We start from the raw sequence: 26074 nt of genomic DNA on the forward strand, positions 1-26074 counted from the left end.
CCGAGGCGTATTCGTTCGAACTGCTCGGGGAGCTGTCGATGGGGGCCATTCCGGTGCAACGGGAGACCGTCACCCGTGCCTCTGATGCGCCCGCGCACCCGGAGGACGCGCCCCCTCGCGCCCTGGACGCGCCCGCGCACGCCCCGAGCGCGCCTGCGCACGGAAGCCCGCGCGGCGGTGCGCCGGCGCACCTTACGGACGCGCCCGCGCAGCGCGCGGAGACCCCTGGGCATCGCACGGACGCCCCCGCCCGCCCGACGGACGCCCCTGGGCATCGCACGGACGCCCCCGCCCGCCCGACGGACGCCCCCGCCCGCCCGGCCGACGCCCCCGCGCACCCCTTACCGACCGCCGAGACCCGCGCCACCCTCCCCGGCAGCCCCCTCTCCCCGGGCACCGCCCGCACCCTCGTGCGCTCGGCCCTGACCGAGTGGGCGGCCTCCGGCCTCCCCGGCGTGGACCGCATCCATGACCGCCAGATCCAGGACGCCGTCCTGGCCGTCAGCGAACTCGTCACCAACGCCGTCGTCCACGCCGGCACGGACGTCCAGCTCACCTGCCGGCTGGAGCCGGACACCGGCGCCCTGGTCGTCGAGGTCCAGGACCACCACCCCTCGCGCGCCCCGCGCGACACGGAGCCTGACGGGCCGTACGACACCCCCGAGCACGGGCGCGGACTGCGCCTGGTGGCCCGGCTCGCCGAGTCCTGGGGCGTCACCTACCGCACCGGGGCCAAGACCGTGTGGGCCAGGCTGCCCCCCGAGGACCCCCTGGCGGACCGGGACGGCCGGCACCCCGGCACGGGGGAGCACACGCCGGACGACGGGTTGCGTGTCGCCGAGATCCTCGCGCCGGAGCCGCCCCCGTCCGAACCGCCCGATCCGGCCGGCGCCCACTCCGGGGGCCATCCCGGCGACCACCCCGGGGAGCACCCCCATCGCGGGGAGCGGGAGCGGGACTGGCTCGACCGCGGCGCCCTGTCCTTCCTCGCCGAGGCGTCCGACCTGCTCGCCGGGCAGCTCGACGAGAACCTGGTCGCCGCGCTCGCCGGCCAGCTGATCGTGCCGAGGCTCGCCGACTGGTGCGCGGTGTGGCTGGAGGACGAGGTCGCCGGGCGGTGGGGCCATGGACACCCCGGCTCCGGCGGGAGCGGCCCGGTGGACGGCGCCGGCCCCCGCCTCGCCCGCGTCTGGCACGCCTCGGAGAACCACATCGAGGAACTGCGCCGCGCACTGGAGAAGGAGCCCCCGTGCCCGGCGGACGACCACCGCACCGGGCCCGTCACCCACCCCTGGCCCGGTACGGCGCTCGGCGCCCGCGGCGCGCGGGGCACCGCGCTCGCGTACCGCCTGATCGCCGGGGGCCGCCCGCTGGGCACGCTGGTCATCGGACGGGCCGGCGTGACGAGCTTCCCCGACGAGATCACCGGGCTCGTGGAGGACCTCGGCCGGCGGGTGGCCCTCGCCATCGGCGCGGCCCGCCAGTACGCCCGGCAGGCCACCATCAGCCGGGTACTCCAGCGCGGGCTGCTGCCCGGCGCCGTCGCGAAGATCCCCGGCGTGGCCAGCGCGCTGGTCTACGAGCCGTGCGACAAGGGCGGCCCGAGCGGCGACTTCTACGACCTCTTCCCGGCCGGCGACGGTCGCTGGTGCTTCGCCATCGGCGACGTCCAGGGCAAGGGGCCGGAGGCGGCCGTGGTGATCGGCATCGCCCGCCCCTGGCTGCGGCTGCTCGCCCGCGAGGGCTACCGCGTAGCCGACGTCCTCGACCGCCTCAACCAGCTGCTCCTGGACGACGCCACCGAGGCCGCCGACGCCGCCGCCCGCGCCCTCGTCGGACCCGTCGCGCCCGGCGACGGCCCGCAGACCCGCTTCCTGTCCCTGCTGTACGGCGAGCTCACCCCGTTCGACGGCGGCGTCCGCTGCACGCTCGGCTCCGCCGGGCACCCGCTGCCCCTCCTCCTCGGCGAGGACGGCGAGGTCCACACCGCAGCCCAGCCGCAGACCCTGCTCGGCGTCTTCGAGGACGCCACGTACACCAGCGAGACCTTCGAGCTGCGCTCCGGCGACACCCTGCTCTGTGTGACGGACGGGGTGACGGAGCGGCGCAGCGGCTCCCGCCAGTTCGACGACGGCGACGGCCTCGCGACCGCCCTGGCCGGCTGCGCGGGCCTGGACGCCGAGCTGATCGCGGAGCGCATCCGCAGGCTGGTGCACGAGTTCGGCGGCCGCCCGCCGGACGACGATCTCGCGCTGCTGGTGCTGCAGGCCGAGTAGCGCGCGCGGTGCGGGACAATGGAGCCCATGCCCTCCGCACTCCCCGACGGCGAGCCCGTCCCCGCCGACGGCGCGCTGCCCGCGCACGCGCTCACCGGCGCGGCCGACCGCCCCCTCGGCTTCTATCTGCACGTCCCGTACTGCGCGACCCGCTGCGGCTACTGCGACTTCAACACCTACACGGCGACCGAGCTGCGCGGCAGCGGCGGCGTCCTGGCGTCCCGGGACAACTACGCCGAGACCCTCGTCGACGAGATCCGCCTGGCCCGCAAGGTGCTCGGCGACGACCCGCGCGAGGTCCGCACGGTCTTCGTCGGCGGCGGTACGCCCACCCTGCTGGCCGCCGGCGACCTCGTACGGATGCTCGGGGCGATCCGCGACGAGTTCGGGCTGGCGCCGGACGCGGAGATCACCACCGAGGCCAACCCGGAGTCGGTCGACCCGGCCTATCTGGCCACGCTCCGCGAGGGCGGCTTCAACCGGATCTCGTTCGGCATGCAGAGCGCCAGGCAGCACGTCCTGAAGATCCTCGACCGCACGCACACCCCCGGCCGCCCCGAGGCCTGTGTCGCCGAGGCCCGCGCGGCCGGCTTCGACCATGTGAACCTGGACCTGATCTACGGCACCCCGGGCGAGTCGGACGACGACTGGCGGGCCTCCCTGGAGGCGGCGATCGGCGCCGGGCCCGACCATGTGTCGGCGTACGCCCTGATCGTCGAGGAGGGCACCCAGCTGGCCCGGCGCATCCGCCGCGGCGAGGTCCCGATGACCGACGACGACGTCCACGCCGACCGCTATCTGATCGCCGAGTCCGTCCTGTCCGAGGCGGGCTACGACTGGTACGAGGTCTCCAACTGGGCGACCTCCGAGGCGGGCCGCTGCCTGCACAACGAGCTGTACTGGCGCGGCGCCGACTGGTGGGGCGCGGGTCCGGGCGCCCACTCCCACGTCGGCGGCGTCCGCTGGTGGAACGTCAAGCACCCCGGCGCCTACGCGGCGGCCCTGGCGGAGGGCCGCTCCCCGGGCGCCGGCCGCGAGCTGCTGTCCGAGGAGGACCGGCGCGTCGAACGCATCCTCCTGGAGCTGCGCCTGCGCGAGGGCGTCCCGCTGGACCTGCTCCGCGAGGAGGGCCTGGCGGCTTCGCGCCGGGCGCTGGAGGAGGGGCTGTTGCAGGAAGAGCCGTACGCCGAGGGGCGGGCGGTCCTCACCCTGCGAGGACGGCTGCTGGCCGACGCGGTGGTCCGTGACCTGGTGGACTGACCCCTCCGGCGAGTGAATCCCCCCGGAACGCCGGTTCGGTCCTAACCTGGTTCGTAGGCTGCCGCCAAAAGGACGCGGCGGATGTGGAGGGCCACGGAGATGACCGCTGTGGACGAGCGTGGGATGACCAAGTACTTCGAGGAACTTGAGCCTCCCGAGGGCGTCAGGGTCGAGCTTCTCCGGGGGGAAATCGTGATGATGGCCAGCCCTGATCTTGTGCACAACATGATCGTGGAAGACGTGCTGGACCAGATCCCCCGTAAGCGGTGGTCCCGCCTGCAGACCCAGGACATCGACATCCCCGACGAGGCCAGTGAGCCAGTACCGGACCTCGTGGTTCTCGAGCGTGCGGCCAGGCCCGCTTCGGGCTCCCTGCTGCCGTCCTCTCTGGTCACCATGGTCGTCGAGGTCGTCTCCCGGACCAGCATCCAACGCGACTACGAGATCAAGCGGTCGATCTACGCTGCCGGCAAGGTGCCCGTCTACCTCATCGTGGATCCGATCATGGCGCAGTGCGTCCTGCTGACGAGGCCTGTGGGGAGGAGGGACGACGCCGACTACCAGCGGCAGCAGGTCACCAAGTTCGGGGCGCCCTTGCCGTTGGAGGAACTCGGGCTCGAACTCGACACCACCGAGTTCGGTACCTTCCCCGGCGTCAAGCCCCACCGCTATCCGTGACGAAGTCGATCAGTTCCTCCACTCGGCCCAGCAGCTCCGGCTCGAGGTCCTTGTAGGAGCCGACCCGTTTCAGGATGGCCTGCCAGACCGCGCCGGTGTTGTCCGGCGGCCAGCCCAGGGCGCGGCAGACGCCCTTCTTCCAGTCCTGGCCGTGCGGGACCCGGGGCCAGGACTCGATGCCCAGGGACGAGGGCTTCACGGCCTCCCAGATGTCGATGTACGGGTGGCCGACGACCAGCGCGTGCTCGCTGGTCACCGCCTGTGCGATCCGCCACTCCTTCGAGCCCGGCACCAGGTGGTCCACCAGGACGCCCAGCCGCGCGTCGGGGCCGGGCGCGAAGTCCGCAACGATCGACGGCAGGTCGTCGACGCCCTCCAGGTACTCCACGACCACGCCCTCGATGCGCAGGTCGTCGCCCCACACCTTCTCGACCAGCTCGGCGTCGTGCCGGCCCTCCACATAGATGCGCCCCGCCCGGGCCACCCGCGCCCGCGCGCCGGGGACCGCCACGGAGCCGGACGCCGTACGCGCCGGGCGGGCCGGACCGGCCGCCGGCCTCACCAGGGTGACCACGCGGCCCTCCAGCAGAAAGCCCCGGGGCTCCAGCGGGAACACCCGGTGCTTGCCGAAGCGGTCCTCCAGGGTGACCGTGCCCGCCTCGCAGCGGATCACCGCGCCGCAGAAGCCCGTACCGGGCTCCTCGACCACCAAGCCCGGCTCCGCCGGGACCTCGGGCACGGACGTGGGCTTCTTCCAGGGCGGGGTCAGGTCCGGGGAGTACTGGCGCATTCGGATGACGATAGGAGAACCGGCCCCACGGTCACCGCGACACGCCGAATCTGGCGGCGAGCCCGTCGCGCTGGCGCCGGACGAACTCCGCGTCCACCACCGCTCCGTGTCCGGGTACGTACAGCGCGTTCTCACCGCCCAGGTCCAGCAGCCGGTCCAGCGCGGCCGGCCAGTGCGAGGGCACGGCGTCCGGGCCCGCCTGCGGTTCCCCCGACTCCTCCACCAGATCGCCGCAGAACACCACCTCCGGGTCGCCGGGGAGCCGGCCCGGCACCAGCACCACCAGATCGTGCGCCGTGTGCGCCGGACCCACGTTCGCCAGCAGGACCTGCCGCCCGCCGCCGAGGTCCAGCGTCCACTCGCCGCTCACCGGATGGCGGGGCACGACCAGCGCGTCCGCCGCCCCCTCGGCCGCCGCCGCGTCCAGGCCGTGGCGCACCGCGTCCGCGCGCAGCTCCTCGCGTGCGTGCCGCCCCGCCAGGACCGTCTCCATGCCCACCGGCCCGTAGACCTCCGCGCCCGCGAACGCCGCGGCGCCGAAGACATGATCGAAGTGGGGGTGGGTCAGCGCGAGATGGGTCACACGGTGACCCGTGAGCCACTGCGCCTGCGTCCGCAGCCGCGCCCCCTCCGCGAGGCTCGACCCGGCGTCGACGGCCAGCGCCGCTCCGTCGCCCGCCACCAGCCCCACGGTGCAGTCCCACCCCGGCAGACGGCACCGGCCCACCCCGTCCGCCAACCGCTCCCACCCCAGCTCTTCCCAAGTCACCGTCATACCGCGACGCTAGCGCTGTGACCGGAAAGGTTCACCGGCTCGCGGCGCCCGGTACGGCACCTCGCCGCGTTGTCGCATCACCCGAGTACATCCAGTACACGGGTCATGCTCCGCCTTGCGATGCACCGCACCGGACGCCGCGAGCTTCCCGGCAAACCTTTCCGGTCACAGCGCTAACCAACACACCCCTGCCGAGCACGGAGGTGAAACCGACCGGCCTTGCCCGGGGTGTACCCCACCGCCGTACACTGGCCGGGGACGGCTGGCACTCGGACGGACAGAGTGCCAGGAAGGGTGTCAAGGGGACCGACCGCTGGAGGTGTGCGCGAGATGCTGAGTGAACGCAGGCTCCAGGTGCTGCGCGCGATCGTCCAGGACTACGTCGGGACGGAGGAGCCGGTGGGCTCCAAGGCGCTCACCGAGCGGCACAACCTCGGCGTCTCCCCGGCGACCGTACGCAACGACATGGCGGCCCTGGAGGACGAGGGCTACATCGCGCAGCCGCACACCAGCGCCGGGCGCATCCCCACCGACAAGGGCTACCGGCTCTTCGTCGACAAGCTCGCCGGTGTGAAGCCGATGACCCCGCCCGAGCGGCGCGCCATCCAGAACTTCCTCGACGGCGCCGTCGACCTCGACGACGTCGTCGCGCGCACGGTGCGGCTGCTCGCGCAGCTCACCCGGCAGGTCGCCGTCGTGCAGTACCCGTCGCTGACCCGGTCCACCGTCCGGCACGTCGAGCTGCTCTCGCTCGCCCCCGCGCGCGTGATGCTCGTCCTGATCACGGACACCGGCCGGGTCGAGCAGCGGATGATCGACTGCCCGGCCCCCGTCGGCGAGGCCTCGCTCGCGGACCTGCGCGCCCGGCTGAACAGCCGGGTCGCCGGCCGGCGCTTCACCGACGTGCCCCGGCTCGTCGAGGATCTGCCCGAGGCCTTCGACGTCGAGGACCGCGGCACCGTCTCGACCGTGCTCTCCACCCTCCTGGAGACACTCGTCGAGGAGAACGAGGAGCGGCTGATGATCGGCGGCACCGCCAATCTGACCCGCTTCGGACATGACTTCCCCCTCACCATCCGGCCGGTGCTCGAGGCCCTGGAGGAGCAGGTCGTGCTCCTCAAGTTGCTGGGCGAGGCGGGGGATTCGGGCATGACCGTGCGCATCGGGCACGAGAACGCCTACGAGGGACTCAACTCCACGTCCGTCGTGTCGGTGGGCTACGGTTCGGGCGGCGAGGCAGTCGCCAAGCTCGGCGTGGTCGGACCGACCCGCATGGATTACCCGGGAACGATGGGAGCGGTACGCGCAGTGGCACGTTACGTCGGACAGATCCTGGCGGAGTCGTAGGTGGCCACGGACTACTACGCCGTGCTCGGCGTGCGTCGCGACGCGTCGCAGGAAGAGATCAAGAAGGCCTTCCGGCGGCTCGCCCGCGAGCTGCACCCGGACGTCAACCCGGACCCGAAGACCCAGGAGCGGTTCAAGGAGATCAACGCCGCCTACGAGGTGCTGTCGGACCCGCAGAAGAAGCAGGTCTACGACCTCGGCGGCGACCCGCTGTCCCAGGCGGGCGGCCAGGGCGCGGGCGGCTTCGGCGCCGGCGGCTTCGGCAACTTCTCCGACATCATGGACGCGTTCTTCGGCACGGCCTCCCAGCGGGGCCCGCGCTCGCGGACCCGGCGCGGCCAGGACGCGATGATCCGGCTGGAGGTCGAGCTCGACGAGGCGGCCTTCGGCACCACGAAGGACATCCAGGTCGACACCGCCGTCGTCTGCAACACCTGCAGCGGCGAGGGCGCCGCCCCCGGCACCTCCGCCCAGACCTGCGACATGTGCCGCGGCCGCGGCGAGGTGTCGCAGGTGACGCGGTCCTTCCTCGGCCAGGTCATGACCTCGCGGCCCTGCCCGCAGTGCCAGGGCTTCGGCACCGTCGTCCCGACGCCGTGCCCGGAGTGCGCGGGCGACGGACGTGTGCGGTCCCGCCGCACCCTCACCGTCAAGATCCCGGCCGGTGTCGACAACGGCACCCGGATCCAGCTCGCCGGTGAGGGCGAGGTCGGCCCCGGCGGCGGTCCCGCCGGCGACCTCTACGTCGAGATCCACGAGCTGCCGCACAGCACCTTCCAGCGGCGCGGCGACGACCTGCACTGCACCGTCACCATCCCGATGACGGCGGCGGCCCTCGGCACCAAGGTGCCGCTGGAGACGCTGGACGGCATGGAGGAGGTCGACATCCGGCCCGGCACCCAGTCCGGCCAGTCGATCCCGCTGCACGGCCGCGGTGTCACGCATCTGCGCGGCGGCGGCCGGGGCGACCTCATCGTCCACGTCGAGGTGCAGACCCCGACCAAGCTCGACCCGGAGCAGGAGCGCCTGCTGCGCGAGCTGTCCAAGCTGCGCGGCGAGGAGCGGCCCCAGGGCCAGTTCCAGCCCGGTCAGCAGGGGCTGTTCTCGCGCCTGAAGGACGCCTTCAACGGACGCTGACCCGGACGGCCCGATCCCTTGCCCCGCAAGGGGAAGGGCCGATTCGGACTTGTTCGGGGGACGTGACAACATGCCGTCATGTCCTCCGCACTGACCGATCTCCTGCCTCACCCGATCGTGCAGGCACCCATGGCCGGCGGCGTCTCCGTGCCGCAGCTCGCGGCCGCCGTGTCCGAGGCCGGGGGGCTGGGCTTTCTCGCCGCCGGGTACAAGACCGCCGACGGGATGTACCAGGAGATCAAGCAGCTGCGGAGCCTGACCCAGCGGCCCTTCGGGGTCAACCTCTTCATGCCCCAGCCGGAGTACCCCGGTGCAAGCACCGGCTCCACCGGAGCGGCCGGCGCCGCACCCTCCAATGCGGCGGCCGTCGACGTCTACGCCCACCAGCTGGCCGGCGAGGCCGCCTGGTACGAGACCGAGCTGGGGGACCGCGACAGCGGCCGGGACGACGGCTACGACGCCAAGCTCGCCGTGCTGCTCGACAACCCGGTGCCGGTCGTCTCCTTCCACTTCGGCGTCCCCGGCGCCGACGTGCTGGAGTCCCTCCGGCGCGCCGGGACCTTCACGCTCGCCACGGCCACCACCCCGGACGAGGCCCTCGCCGTCGAGCGGGCCGGCGCGGACGCCGTGATCGCCCAGGGCGTCGAGGCCGGCGGCCATCAGGGCACCCACCGCGACAACCCGGAGGCCGAGTGCGCCGGGCTCGGCGTGCTGACCCTGGTCTCCCAGATCCGCGAGACCGTGACCATCCCCGTGGTCGCCGCCGGAGGCATCATGCGGGGCAGCCAGATCGCCGCCGTCCTCGCCGCCGGCGCCACCGCCGCCCAGCTCGGCACCGCGTTCCTGGCCACCCATGAGTCCGGCGCGAACGCCGTGCACAAGCAGGCGCTCACCAACCCGCTGTTCACCCGGACCGAGCTGACCCGCGCCTTCACCGGCCGCCCCGCCCGCAGCCTCGTCAACCGCTTCCTGCGCGAGCACGGCCCGTACGCCCCCGCCGCCTACCCCGAGGTGCACCACCTGACCGCGCCGCTGCGCAAGAAGGCCGCCGCCTCCGGTGACGCGCAGGGCATGGCGCTGTGGGCCGGGCAGGGCCACCGCCAGGCCCGGGAGCTGCCCGCGGGCCGGCTCGTGGAGGTCCTGGCAGCCGAGCTCGAGGCGGCCTCGACAGCGTTGTCCGCCCACCCGAAGGGACCTTCCCGATGACCGCGCCCGTCTTCGTCGTCGACACTCTGGAGCCCACCGGGGCCCCGCGCGGTCCCTACGTCCTCGACGGGCCCGAGGGCCGGCACGCCGTGTCCGTGAAGCGGCTGCGGCCCGGCGAGGAGGTCGTCCTCACCGACGGGCTCGGGCACTGGGCCGAGGGCGTCGTCGCCGCCGCCGAGGGCAAGGACCGGCTCGTCGTCGACCTGGGAGCCGTCGCGGAGGAGCCCGCCCCACGGCCGACGATCACCGTCGTGCAGGCCCTGCCCAAGGGCGACCGGGGCGAACTGGCCGTCGAGACCATGACCGAGACCGGCGTCGACCGGATCGTGCCGTGGGCGGCCTCGCGCTGCATCACCCAGTGGAAGGGCGAGCGCGGCGCGAAGGCCCTCGGCAAATGGCGGGCCACCGCCCGCGAGGCCGGCAAGCAGTCGCGCCGGGTCCGCTTCCCCGAGGTCACGGAGGCGGCGACGACCAAGCAGGTCGCCGGTCTTCTCGCGGAGGCCGCGTTCGCCGCCGTGCTGCACGAGGACCGGGACTACGGCAGCCGGCCGCTGGCGACCGCCGAACTGCCCGCCGACGGCGACCTGGTGCTCGTCGTCGGACCCGAAGGGGGCGTCTCCCCCGAGGAGCTGGCCCTGTTCGAGGCGGCGGGCGCGTCGGCGTACCGGCTCGGGCGTTCCGTGCTGCGCACCTCCACCGCCGGGACCGCCGCGACGGCCCTGCTGCTGGGCCGCACCGGCCGCTGGTCCTGACCGAGCGCGCCGCCGGGGGAGGGGAGCCCACAGTGGCCGTATGCGCCCTACCGCGCCGCGCGGGACAGTGGCAGGCTGCCCTCCCATGGGGGTATCGCACAGGATCCGGGGCCGTGCGGCACGAGGGATCGCCGTCACGGCGCTCGCCGTGCTCGGAGCCGGCGGCATCGCCGCCTGCGATCCGGGCGGGCTGAGCGCCGCGTCCGTGGCCTTCACGACCGACCAGACCGTGACCAAGGAGCTGGAGCGGCAGAAGGCCGACGTGCAGTGGCTGAACTGCACGGGCTCCTACGACGGCGGGAGCGGCGGCAGTTCGCCGCAGGCCGGCGAGCGGACGGTCGTCAAGGTCGACTGCGAGGGCGAGACCTCCGACGGCAAGGACATCACCGTCACCGGCCGCATCACCCGCGCCGTCAGCGGCTCCTGCGTACGCGGCGATCTGGTCGCCGAGGTCGGCGGCAAGGAGTGGTTCCACGTCAACGGACTCGGCCGGTGCGACAGCACCCCGTCCCCGGTGGGGCCCGGCGACGGCGGGCAGCAGCCCGGCCCGACCGTCACCGTCACCGTGACGAAGACCGTGTACTGCCAGGAGCGCCCGAACTGCTGGCCGGAGGGCAAGTGAGCGGTCGGCCACCGGACCGTGGGGAACTGCCCCGAAGCCCTGTCCGCGGCCCCCGCCCTTCCCTAGGGTGATCGCGTGACACAGCCCGCGACCTCCACCCCGGTCCCGCCCGCCTACCTGCGGTACCCGCATCTGCACGGCGACCTCGTCGCGTTCACCGCGGAGGACGACGTCTGGCTCGCCCCGCTCGACGGCGGTCGCGCCTGGCGGGTCAGCGCCGACAACGTCCCCGTCACCTCGCCGCGCATCTCGCCCGACGGCACCACCGTCGCCTGGACGTCGACCCGCGACGGCGCCCCCGAGGTGCACATCGCGCCGGTCGACGGCGGCCCCTCGACCCGCCTCACCCACTGGGGCAGCCCGCGCACCCGGGTCCGGGGCTGGACCCCGGACGGCCGGGTCCTCGCCACCAGCACCTGGGGTCAGGCCGGCAGCCGCCGCACCTGGGCGCAGGCCGTCCCGCTGGACGGCGGACCCGCCACCACCCTGCCGTACGGGCCCGTCGGCGACGTCGTGCACGGGCCGCGGCTGCTGCTCGGCTCCGCGCCGATGGGTCTGGAGGCCGCCCGCTGGAAGCGCTACCGGGGCGGCACCGCGGGCAAGCTGTGGATCGACCGCGACGGCGACGGCGCATTCGTCCGGCTGCACGAGGAGCTGGACGGGAACCTGGAGTGCCCCCTGTGGGTGGGCGACCGGGTCGCGTTCCTCTCCGACCACGAGGGCGTGGGCGCCCTGTACTCGTCCCTCGCCGACGGCACCGACCTGCGCCGCCACACTCCGATCGATGGCTTCTACGCCCGGCAAGCCGCCGGGGACGGCTCCCGGGTCGTCTACGCGAGCGCCGGCGACCTGTGGCTGCTGGACGACCTGGACACGGCCGAGCCGCGGCGCCTCGCCGTCCGGCTCGGCGGTCAGCGCACCGACCGGCGGCCGTATGTGCTGAACGCCGCCCGCTGGTTCGGCTCCGCGTCCCCCGACCACACCGCGCGCGGCAGCGCCGTCACCGTCCGGGGCAGCGTCCACTGGGTCACCCACCGCTCCGGACCCGCCCGCGCCCTCGCCGCCGAGCCCGGCGTCCGCGCCCGGCTGCCGCGCACCTTCCGCACGGACGGCGAGGAGTGGGTGGTGTGGGTGACGGACGCGGAGGGCGAGGACGCCCTCGAGTTCGCCCCGGCCACCGGTCTCGCGCCGGGCGCCACCCCGCGCCGGCTCGCCGCCGGACGGCTCGGACGGGTGCTGGAGCTCGCCATGGCCCCCGACGGCAGCCGGGCCGCGGTCGCCGTGCACGACGGACGGCTCCTGCTCGTCGAACGGGACAGCGGCGAGGTCCGCGAGGTCGAGCGCAGCGCCGACGGCAACGTCTCGGGGCTCGTGTTCTCGCCCGACTCGGCCTGGCTCGCCTGGGCGCACCCCGGCCCCGACCCGCTGTCCCAGCTGAAGCTCGCCAACACCACCGATCTGTCGGTGTCCGAGGCGACCCCGCTGCGGTTCCGGGACTACGCGCCGGCGTTCACCCACGACGGCAAGCACCTGGTGTTCCTGTCCACCCGGGCCTTCGACCCCGTCTACGACGAGCACGTCTTCGACCTCGCCTTCGTGGTGGGCTCCCGGCCGCATCTGATCACGCTCGCCGCGACCACCCCGTCGCCGTTCGGCCCGCAGCGGCACGGACGCGCCTTCGACGCCCCGGACAAGGACGAGACCCCCGACAGCGAGGGCACCCCGGCCACCCGGATCGACCTGGAGGGCCTCGCCGACCGGATCGTGCCCTTCCCGGTCGAGGCCGCCCGCTACTCGCATCTGCGGGCCGCGAAGGACGGTGTGCTGTGGCTGCGGCATCCCGTGCAGGGCGCGCTCGGCGCGGCCCGGGCCAGCCTCGACGACCCCGAGCCGAAGACCGAGCTGGAGCGCTACGACCTGGTGCAGCGGCGGGTGGAGCATCTCGCCGACGACGCCGACCACTTCGAGGTCAGCGGCGACGGCCGGCGCGTGCTGCTGTGGACGGACGGGCGGCTCAAGGTCGTCCCGAGCGACCGGCGGGCCTCCGGCGACGAGGACGGCGACTCGAACATCACCGTGGACCTCGGCCGGGTCCGCCGGCGCGTCGACCCGGCGGCGGAGTGGCGCCAGATGTTCGAGGAGACCGGGCGCATCATGCGCGACCACTTCTGGCGGGCCGACATGAACGGCGTCGACTGGGCGGGCGTCCTCGACCGCTACCGGCCGCTGCTGGACAAGGTGGCCACCCACGACGACCTGGTCGACCTGCTGTGGGAGGTCCAGGGCGAGCTCGGCACCTCGCACGCGTACGTCGGCTCGCGCGGCTACGGCGGCGGGCCCCGGCAGGGCCTGCTCGGCGCGGACATCTCCCGCCACGAGGACGGCAGTTGGCGGATCGACCGGATCCTGCCGTCGGAGACCTCCGACCCGGAGGCACGGGCGCCGCTGGCCGCGCCGGGCGTCGCCGTGCGCCCCGGGGACGCGATCGCCGCGGTGGCCGGGATGCCGGTGGACCCGGTGACCGGGCCGGGACCGCTGCTGGTCGGCACCGCGGGCAAGCCGGTGGAGCTCACGATCGCGCCGGCCGGCGGCGGGGACGCCCGGCACACCGTCGTCGTCCCGGTCGCCGACGAGCAGCCGCTGCGCTACCACGCGTGGGTCGCGGACCGGCGGGCGTACGTCCACGAGCGGTCCGACGGCCGGCTCGGCTATCTGCACGTGCCGGACATGCAGGCGCCCGGCTGGGCGCAGATCCACCGCGACCTGCGGGTCGAGGTGACCCGCGAGGGCCTGGTGGTCGACGTGCGGGAGAACGGCGGCGGGCACACCTCGCAGCTGGTCGTGGAGAAGCTCGCCCGGCGCATCGTCGGCTGGGAGATGCCCCGCGGCATGCGGCCGAACAGCTATCCCATGGACGCGCCGCGCGGTCCCGTGGTGGCCGTGGCGAACGAGTTCTCCGGCTCCGACGGCGACATCGTCAACGCGGCGATCAAGGCGCTCGGCCTGGGCCCGGTCGTCGGCACCCGCACCTGGGGCGGGGTCATCGGCATCGACAGCCGCTACCACCTGGTCGACGGCACCCTGGTCACCCAGCCCAAGTACGCCATCTGGCTGGAGGGGTTCGGCTGGGACGTGGAGAACCACGGGGTCGACCCGGACGTGGAGGTGGTCCAGCGCCCGCAGGACTGGGTGGCGGGCCGGGACGCGCAGCTGGACGAGGCGATCCGCCTCGCGCTGGAGGCGCTGGAGACCCGTCCGGCGAAGACCCCGCCGGCCCTGCCGGAGCGCTGAGGGGCGCCGCGCGATCACTCCCCGCGCGGCGGCACCCGGCGACGATACGATGCCCCGGTCACACCATCGCCGTCCAACGCCCGGAGGGACCATGGCTGGGGAGCCGCAGGACGACTGCCTGTTCTGCAAGATCGTCGCGGGGCATGTGCCGGCGACGATCGTGCGGGAGACCGAGACGACCGTCGCCTTCCGCGACATCAACCCGCAGGCACCCACCCACGTCCTGATCATCCCCAGGGCGCACTACAAGGACGCCGCCGCGCTCGCCACCGCCGAACCGGCGCTCGCCGCGGATCTCCTGCGCGAGGCGCAGGCCGTCGCCGACGACGAGAAGCTGGACAGCTACCGCGTCGTCTTCAACACGGGTGCGGGCGCGGGCCAGACGGTCTTCCACACGCACGCCCACGTCCTCGGCGGCCGCGGTCTCGAGTGGCCCCCCGGATAAGTCGCCGTGTCCGTACGTGAACTGGTCGTCCTCGGCACCGCGAGCCAGGTCCCGACCCGGCACCGCAACCACAACGGCTATGTGCTGCGCTGGGACGGCGAGGGCATCCTGTTCGACCCCGGCGAGGGCACCCAGCGGCAGATGCTGCGGGCCGGGGTCGCCGCCCACGACCTGAACCGGATCTGTGTCACCCACTTCCACGGCGACCACTCGCTGGGCCTGGCCGGGGTGATCCAGCGGATCAACCTCGACCGGGTCCCGCACCCGGTCACCGCCCACTACCCGCGCTCCGGGCAGCGGTTCTTCGACCGGCTGCGGTACGCCACCGCCTACCGGGAGACCGCCGAGATCACGCCTGCCCCGGTGGACTCCGACGGGGTCGTCGCCGACACCGGCTCCTACACGCTGCACACCGCCCGGCTGTCGCACCCCGTGGAGTCGTACGGCTACCGCCTGGTCGAGCCCGACGGCCGCCGCATGCTGCCCGAGCGGCTCGCCGCGCACGGTGTCCGGGGCCCGGACGTGGGCCGGCTCCAGCGCGAGGGCGTCCTCGGCTCGGTCACGCTCGACGACGTGAGCGAGGTCCGGCGCGGGCAGCGGTTCGCGTTCGTCATGGACACCAGGCTGTGCGACGGCGTGTACGCCCTCGCCGACGGCTGCGACATGCTCGTCATCGAGTCCACCTTCCTGGACGAGGACGCCGCCCTCGCCGAGGAGCACGGCCATCTGACCGCGGGTCAGGCCGCCCGGGTGGCGCGGGACGCCGGGGTGGGCCACCTCGTCCTCACCCACTTCAGCCAGCGCTACACCGACCCGGGCGAGTTCGAGCGCCAGGCCCGGGCCGCCGGCTTCGAGGCGGACCTGACCGTGGCGCACGACCTGCTCCGCGTGCCCTTCCCGAAGCGCCGGCCCTCCTGACGTCTCAGGTCGTGTCCGCAAAGTCCCGCCTGCCGTTCGACGCCCGGCACGCCCTCTCGCCGCACCGGCCGGCCACCCGCGTACAACCAGTACGCGGGAGCCCGTCCGGCGCGCCGAGAGCACGCACCGGACGCCGCTCGGCCCGCCCTACGGGCGGACGACGCGACTTTACGGACACGACCTATGTCGCGGGGGCCAGGCGCTCCGGTGCGGCCGGGGCGGCCTCGGCGGTGTCCAGCGGGATCGAGACGACCTCGACGCCGTCCGCGGTCCCGTCCGGCTCCGGCGTACGGCGGCCCAGCGCCACCACCGTCAGCGGTACCGCGACCAGCAGCAGCCCCGCCGCGAGGATCACGCCCATCACCGGGAAGCCCGCCCCGGCCGACAGTACGCTCCCGGTGAGCGGGCCCGCGGCCGTGCCCAGCGAGGAGGCCGAGCCGACGAGCACCGCCCAGCGGCCCCGCCCGTCGAGGGAGGCGGCGAGGCCGATGACGTACGACAGCACGATCGGGTACAGCGTGTTCCAGGCGATCTCGCCGGTCGCGAACGACGTCAGGTCCGTCGCGGAGGCGCTGAGCGCGATGCACACGGCGATGAGGACGGTGCCGCCGCCGACGGGCACCGCACGGCCGAGCCGGGGGCCGAGCGCGCCCGCGCCGGTCACACCGAGCAGTCCGGCGCCGAGCGCCACGGCGAACACCGCGCCCACCGCGGCCTCCGTCAGATGCGCCTGCTCCAGGCCGATCCGGCCGCTGACGCCCCACAGGGAGTTCTGCGCGAGGGACCACAGCAGCATGCAGCCGGCGAGCACGAGGCCGTGCCGGCGGTGGGGGAGCGGCGCCGCGGGCCGTGCCGCCGGGGTGCCGGACGTGGCCTCGGCGGCGGGGAGCCGGCCGGTGAGCGGCCACACCGCGAGCGCGGTGAGCGCGATCGCGGCCAGCGGCCGGTCGTGGCCGGCGCCGAGGTGCGGGACCGTCAGATAGAGGGCGCCCGCGAGGGCGGAGACGCCGAGCAGCCCGGCGATGGTGACCCGGTGCGGGTCGGTGCGCCAACTCCCGCGTCCCGTGCGGGGCGCGGACGCCCCGAGGGCGGCGATCCGGGTGGCGGCGACCGCGGTGACCGTGCCGGAGCCGAGGCCGCCGGCCATGACACCGGCGACGACGGCCGGTACGGCGTGCGCGAGCGCGGCCCCGCCGTAGCCGAGCAGGGCCAGGAGCAGCCCGGTCCGGGCGAGCCGGCGGGCGCCGAGGCGCTCCACGCGGGAGGCCAGCAGGAAGCCCGCCGACGCCGAACTCAGCAGCAGGGCACTGCCGATGGCGCCGGCCTGGGTGGGGGTGAGCGGAAGCCCGGAGTCGAGCCGGCCGACGACGGTCGGCAGCAGATACGGGGCGAGGTACCCGGCCGTGAAAAGGGCGACGAGGGGCCAGGGGGTGGTGCGAGGGGCGAGCACGGGCGTTCCCAGGGCATGCGAAAGAGAGGCACGGAAAGGGGGAGGGGCGCAGGCCGTCGACGGACAGGAACGCGCGGGCAATTTGTATCAAGCACGGAGACGTGCGAAGAAGGCCGGGCGGTGTGATCTGAAGCACGTTCGGTTTCGGGGTGCCGAACAGGGGTAACAGCGATGCCTCACAGGGTGCTGAAAACCCCTCTCACCTGCGCCAGTGCACCGAACCGCCCGCCGCTCCGGGAGCCGTCGCCTCGATCTTCGTGCGGATCTCCCGCATCACCGCGACGATGCGCTCCTCGTGCCGCGGCGACCAGCGGGCCACCGGCACGGAGCAGCTGATCGCGTCCTGTGCGGGGGTGTCGTAGCGCAGGGCGAAGCCGAGTCCGATGATGCCGGGGACGCTCTCCTCGCGGTCGACCGACCAGCCGCGCTCCCGCACCTCGGCGAGGTCCGCGGCCAGGGCGGCGCGGGTGGTGTGGGTGCGGGGCGTCAGCGTCGCATACGGGCCCTCGGGGAGGTCGGAGTCGGGGCGTTCGGCCAGCAGGGCCTTGCCCAGGGCGCCCGCGTGCGCGGGCAGGCGCCGGCCGACCCGGCTGATGGTCCGCAGATACGCGTGCGACTCACGGGTGGCCAGATAGGCGACGTCCCGCCCGTCCAGCCGGGCCAGATGGACGGTCTCGCCGAGCGCCTGCGACGCCTCGTCCAGATACGGCCGTACGAGGCGGACGCGCGGGTCGGAGTCGAGGTAGCCGGTGCCGGTCAGCAGGGCGTGGATGCCGATGCCGTAGAGCGAGCCGGTGACGTCGGTGCGCACCCAGCCCCGCGAGATCAGGGTCTGCAGCAGCGCGTACATCGAGCTGCGCGGGACGGCGAGGGTGTCCGCGAGTTCCTGGAGGCGGGCCGGGCGGTCCCCGCGCGCGGCGAGGAGCTCCAGCAGCTCGACCGTGCGCGCCGCGGACTTCACCTCGCGGACGCCGCCTGTGTCTGACATGGAGCGATCGTAATCCGGCGGGAGGGGCCGTTGACGGTCCGCCGTTCACTCACCTAATCTCCGTTCCCATACATGGACAACGTTCAGATGGGGAGATGATCGGCGTGGGTCTTGCCGCGACTACGGAAACAGCCGTGGAGACCGCCGGGCGGCTGCGGGACGCCATGGCCCGGGGCGTGCTGTCCTTCCCGCTCACCAGCTTCCACGCCGACTGCTCCCTGGACCTGGACGGCTTCCGCGCCCACCTGGCCGGCCAGCTCGCCACCGGTCCCGGCGCGGTCTTCCCCGCCTGTGGCACCGGCGAGTTCTTCTCGCTGGACGAGGACGAGTACCGCGCGGTCGTCACCGCCGCCGTCGAGGAGACGGCCGGACGGGTGCCCGTCGTGGCCGGCGTCGGCTACGGCTGGGCGCAGGCCGCCCGGTTCGCGCGGATCGCCGAGGAGGCCGGCGCCGACGCCCTCCTCGTGCTGCCGCACTATCTCGTCGCCGCCCCGCAGGACGGCCTCGTCGCCCAGCTGGAGTCGCTCGCCGCCCGGACGCGGCTGCCGCTCGTCGCCTACCAGCGCGGACAGGTCGCCTTCACCCCGGCCGCGCTGCGGCGCGCCGCCCGTATCCCGACCCTCGTCGGCCTCAAGGACGGCCACGGCGACCTCGACCGCCTCCAGCGCCTCACCCTCGCCGCCCCCGACGCCTTCCTCTTCTTCAACGGCGCCTCCACCGCCGAACTCCAGGCCCGCGCCTACGCCGGGGTGGGCGTCCCCGCCTACTCCTCCGCCGTCCACGCCTTCGCCCCCGAGATCGCGAACGCCTTCTTCGCCGCGCTCCGGGACGGCGACGAGGCGACCACCACCCGCCTCCTGCGCGACTTCTACGCCCCGCTCGCCGAACTCCGCGACCGGGTGCCCGGCTACGCGGTGTCCCTGGTCAAGGCCGCGGCCCGGCTGCGCGGCCGCCCCGTCGGCCCGGTGCGCGCTCCGCTGACCGACCCGTCCCCCGCCGATCTGGCCGATCTGCGCGCCCTCCTCACCACCGGACTCGCCCTCGTGGGGGCCGCCCCGTGACCTGAGGGTCCCCCCGGCGGGGAACACATGGCGTTGTCCGTGGCGTGGTGCACACTGGCCAGATCAGGACCACGTCAGGGAGCGCACCGTGACCACGCCCACCGCGCCCACCGGGAAGGGACCCTCGCCCCAGGGGCCGCCACCCCTGTCCAAGGGGCCGTACCGGCGGGCGACGACCGACCCGCTCGCCGGGCTGCGCGAGCCCGGCGACCCGCCCTGGGACGTGTATCTGACCGGCACGGTCTTCCTCGACATCATCTTCACCGGCCTCGACTCCGCCCCGGTGCGCGGCACCGAGTCCTGGGCCCGCGGCATGGGCTCCAGCCCCGGCGGCGTGGCCAACATGGCGACGGCGCTCGCCCGCCTCGGCCTGAAGACGTCGCTCGCGGCGGCCTTCGGCGACGACCACTACGGCGACTACTGCTGGGACGCGCTGGAGCAGGGCGAGGGCATCGACCTCTCGCCCTCCCGCACTGTGCCCGGCTGGCACTCGCCGGTCACCGTCTCCATGGCGTACGAGGGCGAGCGCACCATGGTCTCCCACGGCCACGAGCCGCCCCCCGAGGAGCCCGCGCCGGACTGCCCGCCCCGCGCCCGCGCCGCCGTCGCCTCCCTGGTCCCCGGCACCCGGGCCCCCTGGATCGCGCAGGCCGCGAGCAAGGGCACCCGGGTCTTCGCCGACGTCGGCTGGGACGACACCGACGCCTGGGACCTGGCCGGGCTCGCCGACCTGGAGCACTGCGAGGCGTTCCTGCCGAACGCCGAGGAGGCCATGCGGTACACCCGCACCGGCTCCCCGCAGGAGGCCGCGCACGCCCTCACCGAGCATGTGCCGGTCGCCGTGGTGACCCTGGGCGCGGAGGGCGCGTACGCCGTCGACGGACGGACCGGCGAGACCGCCGTCGTCCCCGCGATCGCCGTGGAGGCGCTGGACCCCACCGGCGCGGGCGACGTCTTCGTGGCCGGGTTCGTCACCGGCACCCTCGCCGGCTGGCCGCTCGCCGACCGGCTCGCCTTCGCCGGGCTGACCGCCGCCCTGTCCGTCCAGGAGTTCGGCGGCTCCCTGTCGGCGCCGGGCTGGGCGGAGATCGGCGCCTGGTGGCGCCAGGTGCGGTCGCTGGCCGGCCAGGACCCCGAGGCCCTGCGCCGGTACGCCTTCCTCGCCGATCTGGTGCCGGAGGAGTCGGGGCGGCCGTGGCCGCTGCGCCGGGCCGTCCCGACGATCGGCTTCCGCCGCTCGGCCTGATGTGGGCTCAGGCCGCCGGGGGCGGCGCCGGGGTCAGCAGGACGAAATCGGCGTTCGACGGGTCGAGGCAGACCGCCAGCCGGCCGACGCCCTCCGCGTCCACCGGGCCCATCTGCACGGTGCCGCCGTGCCCGGTGACCTGCGCGACCGCCGCGTCACAGTCGGTGACGCCGAACACGGGGTGCCAGTACGGCCGTCCGTCCGCCAGCGCGAGGCTCTCCTTCGGCAGCTCCATCAGACCGCCCTGCATCCGCTCCTCGGGCAGCCCGGCGGGCCTGATCAGCGTGTACGCGCCCCCGTCGCCCGGCAGTTCCATGTCGCTGTACTGCCAGCCGAAGACCCCGCCGTAGAACTCCTTCGAGGCCTCGGCGTCACTCGTGTAGAGCTCGGTCCACGCCAGGGCGCCCGGCGCGTCCGTCAGCTCGAAGCCCGCGTTGCTCCCGGGCTGCCAGACGGCGAACTGCCCGCCCAGCGGATCGGTGAACTGCGCCATGCGGCCCCAGTCCCCGAGATCCTTCGGCGCCACGCGCACCGAGCCTCCAGCGCTCTCGACGGCCCGCGTGGTGGCGTCGGCGTCCTCGACGGCGAAGTAGATCATCCAGGCCGACCGCGCCCCCTCCTCGGTGAGCGGGCCCAGCCCGGCGACGGCCTTGCCGTCCTTCTGGAACATCCCGCCGTCGGCGTCCTCGGCCTCACCCATGGGCGCGTACCGCCAGCCGAGCACCGCGCCGTAGAAGTCCGCCGCGGCCCGCACGTCCGGTGCACCGAGATCCAGCCAGCAGGGGGAGCCGGGGGCGGAGTCGGTGGTGATCATGACGATCCCCTTTCGCGGGTCCTCGGCACCAGCCTGACATCCCGCACCGGCGCCCGCCCGCCGCAGCCCTCGGACCGGCGTGCTAGCCCGCCCGCAGCGTCGTACGGACCGTGCCGTCCGGGCCCGCCACCAGCACCGGCGTCCCGTCGCCGCCCAGGTCGCGCACCGCCGCGAGGTCCTCGGCGCGGGCGTCCTCGTCCTCGGTCACGACCGCCGCCGCCTCCAGCGACTTCGCGCCGGAGGCCACCGCCATCGCCACCGCCGTGCGCAGCGCGCTCAGCTTCAGGGAGTCCAGGTCGACGGTCCCGGCGACATACGTACGGCCGGTCTCGTCCCGTACGGCCGCCCCCTCGGGCACGCCGTTGCGGGCCCGCGCGGAACGGGCCAGGGTGACGATCTTGCGGTCCTCGGGGTCGAGCGCGCTGCTGTCGGTCATGACCCGAGCATACGGAGCACCGCCGGACCTACCCGGCCACGGGGTACATCGCCCCGCGCCGCCCCTCGGGGGAGGCCAGCCACTCCAGCTTCGCCGCCGTGTTCGCCTCGTCCAGCGGGGTGTGCAGCACGATCGACAGATCGGGGCGCACCGGCATCTGCATCACGCTCGACTCCATGCACAGCAGCCCGACCAGCGGATGGTCCAGCTCCTTGCGGATCTGCCCCGCGTCCTCGATGTCCCGACGCTCCCACAGCGCGGCGAACTCCGGGCTGCACGCCCGCGCCTCGGCCAGCACCTCCTGGAACCCCTCGTCGTCGGGGTTGGCCGAGCACAGGGCGCGGAACTGGGCGACGACCGAGGAGGCGTTCTCCTCCCAACTCCGGGACCGGGAGCGGTACATGGGGTCGGTGAAGAAGTCGATCAGGCAGTTCCACCGGCGGCCCGGGGCCATGCCCAGCACGGTCGCGGCCGCCTCGTTGTACATCACGCCGTTGTAGTACCGGTCCATGATGTGCGCCGGATACGGCATCCACGCGTCGATCAGCCGCCGCAGCCCCTCGCACATCTCCCGCTTGTCCGGGGCGACTTCGGCGGCCGGCGGGTTCAGCCCGGCCAGCAGATACAGATGCCGGCGCTCGGCGTTGCTCAGCCGCAGCACCCGCGCCACCGCGTCCAGCACCTGCGGCGACACCGAGATGTCCCGGCCCTGCTCCAGCCACTGGTACCAGGAGGCGCCCACCCCCGCGAGCACGGCGACCTCCTCGCGCCGCAGCCCCGGAGTGCGGCGCCGCGCACCGCCGTCCGGCAGTCCCGCCTCCCCCGGCGAGACCCGGGCCCTCCTGCTCATCAGGAACTCGCGCAGCTCGCGCCGCCGATGACTCTTCAGCGTGCCCCCGGACACGTGACGGATCCCCCCTGTCGCGTCGGCTGGTGGTGCCACCACCAGGACAACTTGCCGCTCCCCACGACTATTCCGCGCCCCCGAAGCTCATGTCCATGGCGATCGACACCGACCTCACCCCGCTCTCGACCTCACCGCCCGGCACCCCCCGGATGTCCCGGCGCGACAAGCTCGTCCTGTTCGTGCTGTGCGCCGCCCAGTTCATGGTGGCGCTCGACTTCTCCGTCCTGAACGTCGCCCTGCCCGTCCTCGGTGCCGACCTCGGCATGGACCGCTCGGCGCTCCAGTGGGCGGTCACCGCGTTCGCCCTGCCGTCCGGCGGCTTCCTGCTCCTGTTCGGCCGCATCGGCGACCTCTACGGCCGCCGCCGGCTGTTCCTCGCCGGGCTCGCTCTGTTCGCCGCGGCCTCCGTGCTCGCGACCCTCGCCTGGGACCCGGCGTCCTTCCTCGCCGGACGGGCCCTGCAGGGCCTCGGCGCCGCCGTCGTCGTGCCCACCGGGATGTCCCTGCTGACGACGACCTTCCCCGAGGGCCCCGCCCGCGACCGGGCGCTCGGTATCTCCGGGACGCTGCTCTCCCTCGGCTTCACCATCGGCGTGGTCGCCGGCGGCGTCCTCACCGACACCCTCGGCTGGCGCTCCACGATGGGCCTGCTCGCCCTCTTCGCGCTGCTCGTCCTGCCCCTCGCCCCCGGACTGCTGCCGGAGTCCCGGACGCCCGCCCGGCCGCACCTCGACGTGCCCGGCGCGGTCACCGTCACCGGCGGTCTGCTCTCCCTGATCTACGCCCTGACGACGGCCGCCGGCCACGGCTTCGCCCGCGCCGACGTCCTCACCACCCTCGTCCTCGGCCTTGTGCTGCTCACGGCCTTCGCGGTCGTCGAGTCCCGCACCAGCGCACCGCTGGTCTCCCTGCCGATGCTGCGCCGCCGCACGGTGGCCTGGGGGAACCTGGGCGGCCTGGTGACCTTCTCGATGATGTCGACGGTCGTCTTCGTCCTCACCCTGTATCTGCAGGACGTCCTGCGGCTGTCCGCCTGGGAGACCGGGCTCGTCTTCGGCGCCCAGGGCATCGCCTCGGTGCTCGCCGGATCGGTCACGCCCCGCTTCGTCGGCCGGCTCGGGGCGCGCCGCACCCTGGTCCTCTCCCTCGCCGGGCAGGGCGTCTTCACCGGCGGGCTGCTGTTCCTGGACGCGCACGCCTGGTCCGTCTGGCTCGCGACGGCCGCCGTGTCGCTGGCCAGCATGTTCCACCTGGGGGCGATCATCTCCTACGGCCTGACGGTGACCTCGGGTGTCCCCGACGGGGAGCAGGGCCTGGCCACCGGCCTGGTCACCTCGACCCAGCAGGTCGGCATCACCGTCGGCATCCCGCTGCTCGGCGTCCTCGCCACCACGTCGGACGATCTGCTCGCCGGCACCCGCACGGTCATGGCGCTGGACACCGGCATCGTGCTGGCCGCCGCCGCGCTCCTCGCCGTCGGGCTGCGCACCGGCCGGGCGGCCGCCTCAGGGCCGGTCGAGACGGAGCCGCTCGGCCCGCGGTAGACCCGCCACGACCAGGTCGTACGAGTCCTCGACGAGCTCCCGGACCAGCCGGTCCGGGAGCCCGCCGTCCACCGTCACCGTGTTCCAGTGCCGCTTGTTCATGTGGTAGCCGGGGATGATCAGGCCGGGGTGCTCGGCGCGCAGCCGCACCGCGTCCTCCGGGTCGCACTTCAGGTTCACCGACAGGGGCCGGGCGTCCAGGTTCGTCAGCGCGAAGAGCTTGCCGAGCACCTTGAAGACGGAGGTCTCCGGGTTGAACGGGAACTCCTCCACCGCCGCGTTGAACGACAGGCACAGCGCCCGCAGCTCCTGAGGTGTCACTCCCGGCCCGTCTCCTCCGCGGGGGCCGCCACCGGGCCCACCGGCTCCACCAGCACCGTCACGATCTTGTTCCGCCGGCCGGCCGCCGCCTCCGCCGTCAGCCGCAGCTCGCGCCCGTCGGGCAGCTCGACCGTCGAGGACGCCCCGGCGATCGGGACCCGGCCCAGCGCCTTCGCGAGCAGACCGCCGACCGTCTCCACGTCCTCGTCGTCGTACTCGTCGAGGTCGTACAGCTCGCCCAGATCGGTGATGTCCAGGCGGGCCGTCACCCGGTAGCGGTCCTCGCCGAGCACCTCCACCGGCGGCAGCTCGCGGTCGTACTCGTCGGTGATCTCGCCGACGATCTCCTCGAGGATGTCCTCGATGGTGACGATGCCGGCGGTACCGCCGTACTCGTCGATCACGACGGCGACGTGATTGCGCTCCTTCTGCATCTCGCGCAGCAGATCACCGGCGTTCTTGGTGTCCGGCACGAAGACCGCCGGGCGCATCGCCGTGGACACCAGCTCGCTCTCCGCGTCCCGCGAGATGTGCGTCTTGCGGGCCAGATCCTTCAGATAGACGATCCCGACGACGTCGTCCTCGCTCTCCCCGACGACCGGGATCCGGGAGAACCCGGAGCGCAGGGCGAGCGTGAGGGCCTGGCGGATCGTCTTGTACCGCTCGATCACCACCAGGTCCGTGCGCGGGACCATCACCTCGCGCACCAGGGTGTCGCCGAGCTCGAACACCGAGTGCACCATCCGGCGCTCCTCGGCCTCGATCAGCGACTCCGCCTCCGCCAGATCGACCAGCGCACGCAGCTCCGCCTCGGAGGCGAAGGGGCCCCGGCGGAAGCCCTTGCCGGGCGTGAGGGCGTTGCCGACGAGGATCAGCAGCGACGGGATCGGGCCCATGATCCGCGCGAGCGGCAGCAGCACGTACGCCGCCACCGTCGCCGTGTTCAGCGGGTGCTGGCGGCCGATGGTGCGCGGCGAGACCCCGACGGCGACGTACGACACGAGGACCATGACGCCGATGGCGACCAGCAGGGCCTGCGTCGTGCCGGGGAACTCCTGCAGGCAGGCGTACGTGACGATGGCCGCCGCGGCCATCTCGCAGGTGACGCGGACCAGCAGCGCCACGTTCAGATAGCGCGTCGGGTCGGCGGCGACCTGGGCCAGCTTCGCGCTGCCCCGCCGCCCGCTCCGCACGGCCTCGTCGGCACGGAAGCGGGAGACACGCGCGAGGCCCGCCTCCGCGCAGGCGGCGAGCCAGGCGACGACGACCAGGGCGATCGCGCCGGCGACGAGGGCCGGACTCATGACACGGTCGGGGCGGGGGAGGGACCGGTCAGCCCCTTCTCCGCACGCCAGCCGTCCACGATGGCCGCCTGCAGACCGAACATCTCGGCCTTCTCGTCGGGCTCCTCGTGGTCGTAGCCGAGGAGGTGCAGCACACCGTGGACGGTGAGCAGCTGCAGCTCCTCGTCCATGCTGTGCTGCGTCGGGGCCTCGGCGCCCTGCTTGGCGGCGACCTCCGGGCACAGCACGATGTCCCCGAGCAGGCCCTGCGGGGGCTCGTCGTCGTCCTTGGAGGGCGGCCGCAGCTCGTCCATGGGGAACGACATGACATCGGTGGGCCCGGGCAGGTCCATCCACTGGATGTGCAGCTGCTCCATGGCGGCGGCGTCCACCACGATCACCGAGAGCTCGGACAGCGGGTGGATGCGCATCCGTCCCAGTGCGTAGCGGGCGATGTCGAGGATCGCCTGCTCGTCGACCTCGGTACCGGACTCGTTGTTGACGTCGATCGACATGCTGGTGCTCGG

24 protein-coding genes are annotated in these 26074 nt (G+C 74.0%); 14 read left to right on the forward strand and 10 right to left on the reverse strand.

The features are described 5' to 3' along the window. Positions 1-38 precede the first annotated feature (38 nt). The 3 genes from KBY32_RS16830 to KBY32_RS16840 all read left to right on the forward strand — a co-directional run bounded on the left by KBY32_RS16830 (position 39) and on the right by KBY32_RS16840 (position 4214). On the forward strand, positions 39-2276 hold the full coding sequence (locus KBY32_RS16830; RefSeq protein ID WP_247689575.1) for an ATP-binding SpoIIE family protein phosphatase: 2238 nt from the start codon (positions 39-41) through the stop codon (positions 2274-2276). Between the two features lie 27 nt (positions 2277-2303). Beyond that, a complete protein-coding gene (gene hemW / locus KBY32_RS16835; protein ID WP_210980617.1) occupies positions 2304-3536 on the forward strand; it encodes a radical SAM family heme chaperone HemW in 1233 nt (410 codons plus the stop codon). Between the two features lie 99 nt (positions 3537-3635). Then, positions 3636-4214 carry a Uma2 family endonuclease gene (locus tag KBY32_RS16840; RefSeq protein ID WP_079033556.1) on the forward strand — a complete coding sequence of 193 codons (579 nt, stop codon included), beginning with the start codon at positions 3636-3638 and terminating at the stop codon, positions 4212-4214. On the opposite strand, the gene KBY32_RS16845 is transcribed toward KBY32_RS16840, so the two are convergent. Both KBY32_RS16845 and KBY32_RS16850 read right to left on the reverse strand, forming a co-directional pair. Continuing rightward, a complete protein-coding gene (locus KBY32_RS16845; RefSeq protein WP_210980618.1) occupies positions 4192-5004 on the reverse strand; it encodes a DUF3097 domain-containing protein in 813 nt (270 codons plus the stop codon). The two genes, KBY32_RS16840 and KBY32_RS16845, sit on opposite strands and share 23 nt — an antisense overlap. Before the next feature lie 31 nt (positions 5005-5035). Beyond that, positions 5036-5779 carry an MBL fold metallo-hydrolase gene (locus tag KBY32_RS16850; protein WP_210980619.1) on the reverse strand — a complete coding sequence of 248 codons (744 nt, stop codon included), beginning with the start codon at positions 5777-5779 and terminating at the stop codon, positions 5036-5038. A 330-nt stretch (positions 5780-6109) separates the two neighbouring features. Here KBY32_RS16850 and hrcA point away from each other — a divergent pair, with 330 nt between their 5' ends. From hrcA to KBY32_RS16890, 8 genes are all read left to right on the forward strand, one after another. After that, a complete protein-coding gene (gene hrcA, locus KBY32_RS16855; RefSeq protein WP_055620965.1) occupies positions 6110-7126 on the forward strand; it encodes a heat-inducible transcriptional repressor HrcA in 1017 nt (338 codons plus the stop codon). After that, a complete protein-coding gene (dnaJ, locus tag KBY32_RS16860) occupies positions 7127-8263 on the forward strand; it encodes a molecular chaperone DnaJ (RefSeq protein ID WP_115508780.1) in 1137 nt (378 codons plus the stop codon). 78 nt (positions 8264-8341) lie between these two features. Continuing rightward, entirely contained in the window at positions 8342-9469 is a 1128-nt protein-coding gene (locus KBY32_RS16865; protein ID WP_210980620.1) for a nitronate monooxygenase, read from the forward strand. Beyond that, positions 9466-10221, forward strand: coding sequence for a 16S rRNA (uracil(1498)-N(3))-methyltransferase (locus KBY32_RS16870; RefSeq protein WP_210980621.1), 756 nt, complete (start codon positions 9466-9468; stop codon positions 10219-10221). Before KBY32_RS16865 ends, KBY32_RS16870 begins: the two co-directional genes overlap by 4 nt. 85 nt (positions 10222-10306) lie before the next feature. Beyond that, entirely contained in the window at positions 10307-10843 is a 537-nt protein-coding gene (locus KBY32_RS16875; RefSeq protein ID WP_115508777.1) for a hypothetical protein, read from the forward strand. 75 nt (positions 10844-10918) lie between these two features. Then, positions 10919-14134, forward strand: coding sequence for a S41 family peptidase (locus KBY32_RS16880; protein WP_210980622.1), 3216 nt, complete (start codon positions 10919-10921; stop codon positions 14132-14134). Positions 14135-14225: 91 nt separating this feature from the next. Beyond that, on the forward strand, positions 14226-14579 hold the full coding sequence (locus tag KBY32_RS16885) for a histidine triad nucleotide-binding protein (RefSeq protein ID WP_055620890.1): 354 nt from the start codon (positions 14226-14228) through the stop codon (positions 14577-14579). Between the two features lie 6 nt (positions 14580-14585). Continuing rightward, positions 14586-15497 carry a ribonuclease Z gene (locus KBY32_RS16890; protein WP_210980623.1) on the forward strand — a complete coding sequence of 304 codons (912 nt, stop codon included), beginning with the start codon at positions 14586-14588 and terminating at the stop codon, positions 15495-15497. A 181-nt stretch (positions 15498-15678) separates the two neighbouring features. On the opposite strand, the gene KBY32_RS16895 is transcribed toward KBY32_RS16890, so the two are convergent. Then, positions 15679-16947, reverse strand: a complete 1269-nt coding sequence (locus tag KBY32_RS16895; protein ID WP_210980624.1) for an MFS transporter — start codon at positions 16945-16947, stop codon at positions 15679-15681. 199 nt (positions 16948-17146) lie between these two features. Continuing rightward, on the reverse strand, positions 17147-17935 hold the full coding sequence (locus KBY32_RS16900) for an IclR family transcriptional regulator (RefSeq protein WP_210980625.1): 789 nt from the start codon (positions 17933-17935) through the stop codon (positions 17147-17149). 95 nt (positions 17936-18030) lie between these two features. Between KBY32_RS16900 and KBY32_RS16905 the strand changes: the two genes are divergently transcribed. Both KBY32_RS16905 and KBY32_RS16910 read left to right on the forward strand, forming a co-directional pair. Next, on the forward strand, positions 18031-18996 hold the full coding sequence (locus KBY32_RS16905) for a 5-dehydro-4-deoxyglucarate dehydratase (RefSeq protein WP_210980626.1): 966 nt from the start codon (positions 18031-18033) through the stop codon (positions 18994-18996). A gap of 88 nt (positions 18997-19084) precedes the next feature. Next, the gene (locus KBY32_RS16910; RefSeq protein WP_374224951.1) at positions 19085-20242 is read left to right on the forward strand and encodes a carbohydrate kinase family protein; all 1158 of its coding nucleotides are present in this window, start codon (positions 19085-19087) and stop codon (positions 20240-20242) included. 7 nt (positions 20243-20249) lie between these two features. Here the strand turns inward: KBY32_RS16910 and KBY32_RS16915 are convergent, their stop codons facing one another. From KBY32_RS16915 to KBY32_RS16925, 3 genes are all read right to left on the reverse strand, one after another. Then, a complete protein-coding gene (locus KBY32_RS16915; protein ID WP_055620884.1) occupies positions 20250-21056 on the reverse strand; it encodes a VOC family protein in 807 nt (268 codons plus the stop codon). An 82-nt stretch (positions 21057-21138) separates the two neighbouring features. Further along, positions 21139-21492 (reverse strand): hypothetical protein, encoded by a 354-nt coding sequence (locus KBY32_RS16920; protein ID WP_055620883.1) that lies wholly within the window; start codon positions 21490-21492, stop codon positions 21139-21141. Positions 21493-21520: 28 nt separating this feature from the next. Next, positions 21521-22342, reverse strand: a complete 822-nt coding sequence (locus tag KBY32_RS16925; RefSeq protein WP_247689620.1) for a helix-turn-helix transcriptional regulator — start codon at positions 22340-22342, stop codon at positions 21521-21523. Positions 22343-22491: 149 nt separating this feature from the next. On the opposite strand from KBY32_RS16925, the gene KBY32_RS16930 reads away from it, so the two are divergent. Further along, the gene (locus KBY32_RS16930) at positions 22492-23943 is read left to right on the forward strand and encodes an MFS transporter (RefSeq protein WP_210980627.1); all 1452 of its coding nucleotides are present in this window, start codon (positions 22492-22494) and stop codon (positions 23941-23943) included. On the opposite strand, the gene KBY32_RS16935 is transcribed toward KBY32_RS16930, so the two are convergent. The 3 genes from KBY32_RS16935 to ybeY are packed head-to-tail and all read right to left on the reverse strand — an operon-like array spanning position 23905 to position 26062. Continuing rightward, positions 23905-24264 (reverse strand): MmcQ/YjbR family DNA-binding protein, encoded by a 360-nt coding sequence (locus KBY32_RS16935; RefSeq protein ID WP_055620881.1) that lies wholly within the window; start codon positions 24262-24264, stop codon positions 23905-23907. The genes KBY32_RS16930 and KBY32_RS16935 overlap by 39 nt on opposite strands. After that, positions 24261-25568 (reverse strand): hemolysin family protein, encoded by a 1308-nt coding sequence (locus tag KBY32_RS16940; RefSeq protein ID WP_055620880.1) that lies wholly within the window; start codon positions 25566-25568, stop codon positions 24261-24263. Before KBY32_RS16940 ends, KBY32_RS16935 begins: the two co-directional genes overlap by 4 nt. Then, positions 25565-26062 (reverse strand): rRNA maturation RNase YbeY, encoded by a 498-nt coding sequence (gene ybeY / locus KBY32_RS16945; RefSeq protein WP_055620879.1) that lies wholly within the window; start codon positions 26060-26062, stop codon positions 25565-25567. The genes KBY32_RS16940 and ybeY overlap by 4 nt, the downstream gene beginning before the upstream one ends. Positions 26063-26074: the final 12 nt, after the last annotated feature.

The sequence above is a fragment of the Streptomyces sp. RK62 genome, assembly GCF_018070255.1.
In the GTDB taxonomy this organism is placed as follows: Bacteria; Actinomycetota; Actinomycetes; order Streptomycetales; family Streptomycetaceae; genus Streptomyces; species Streptomyces nigra.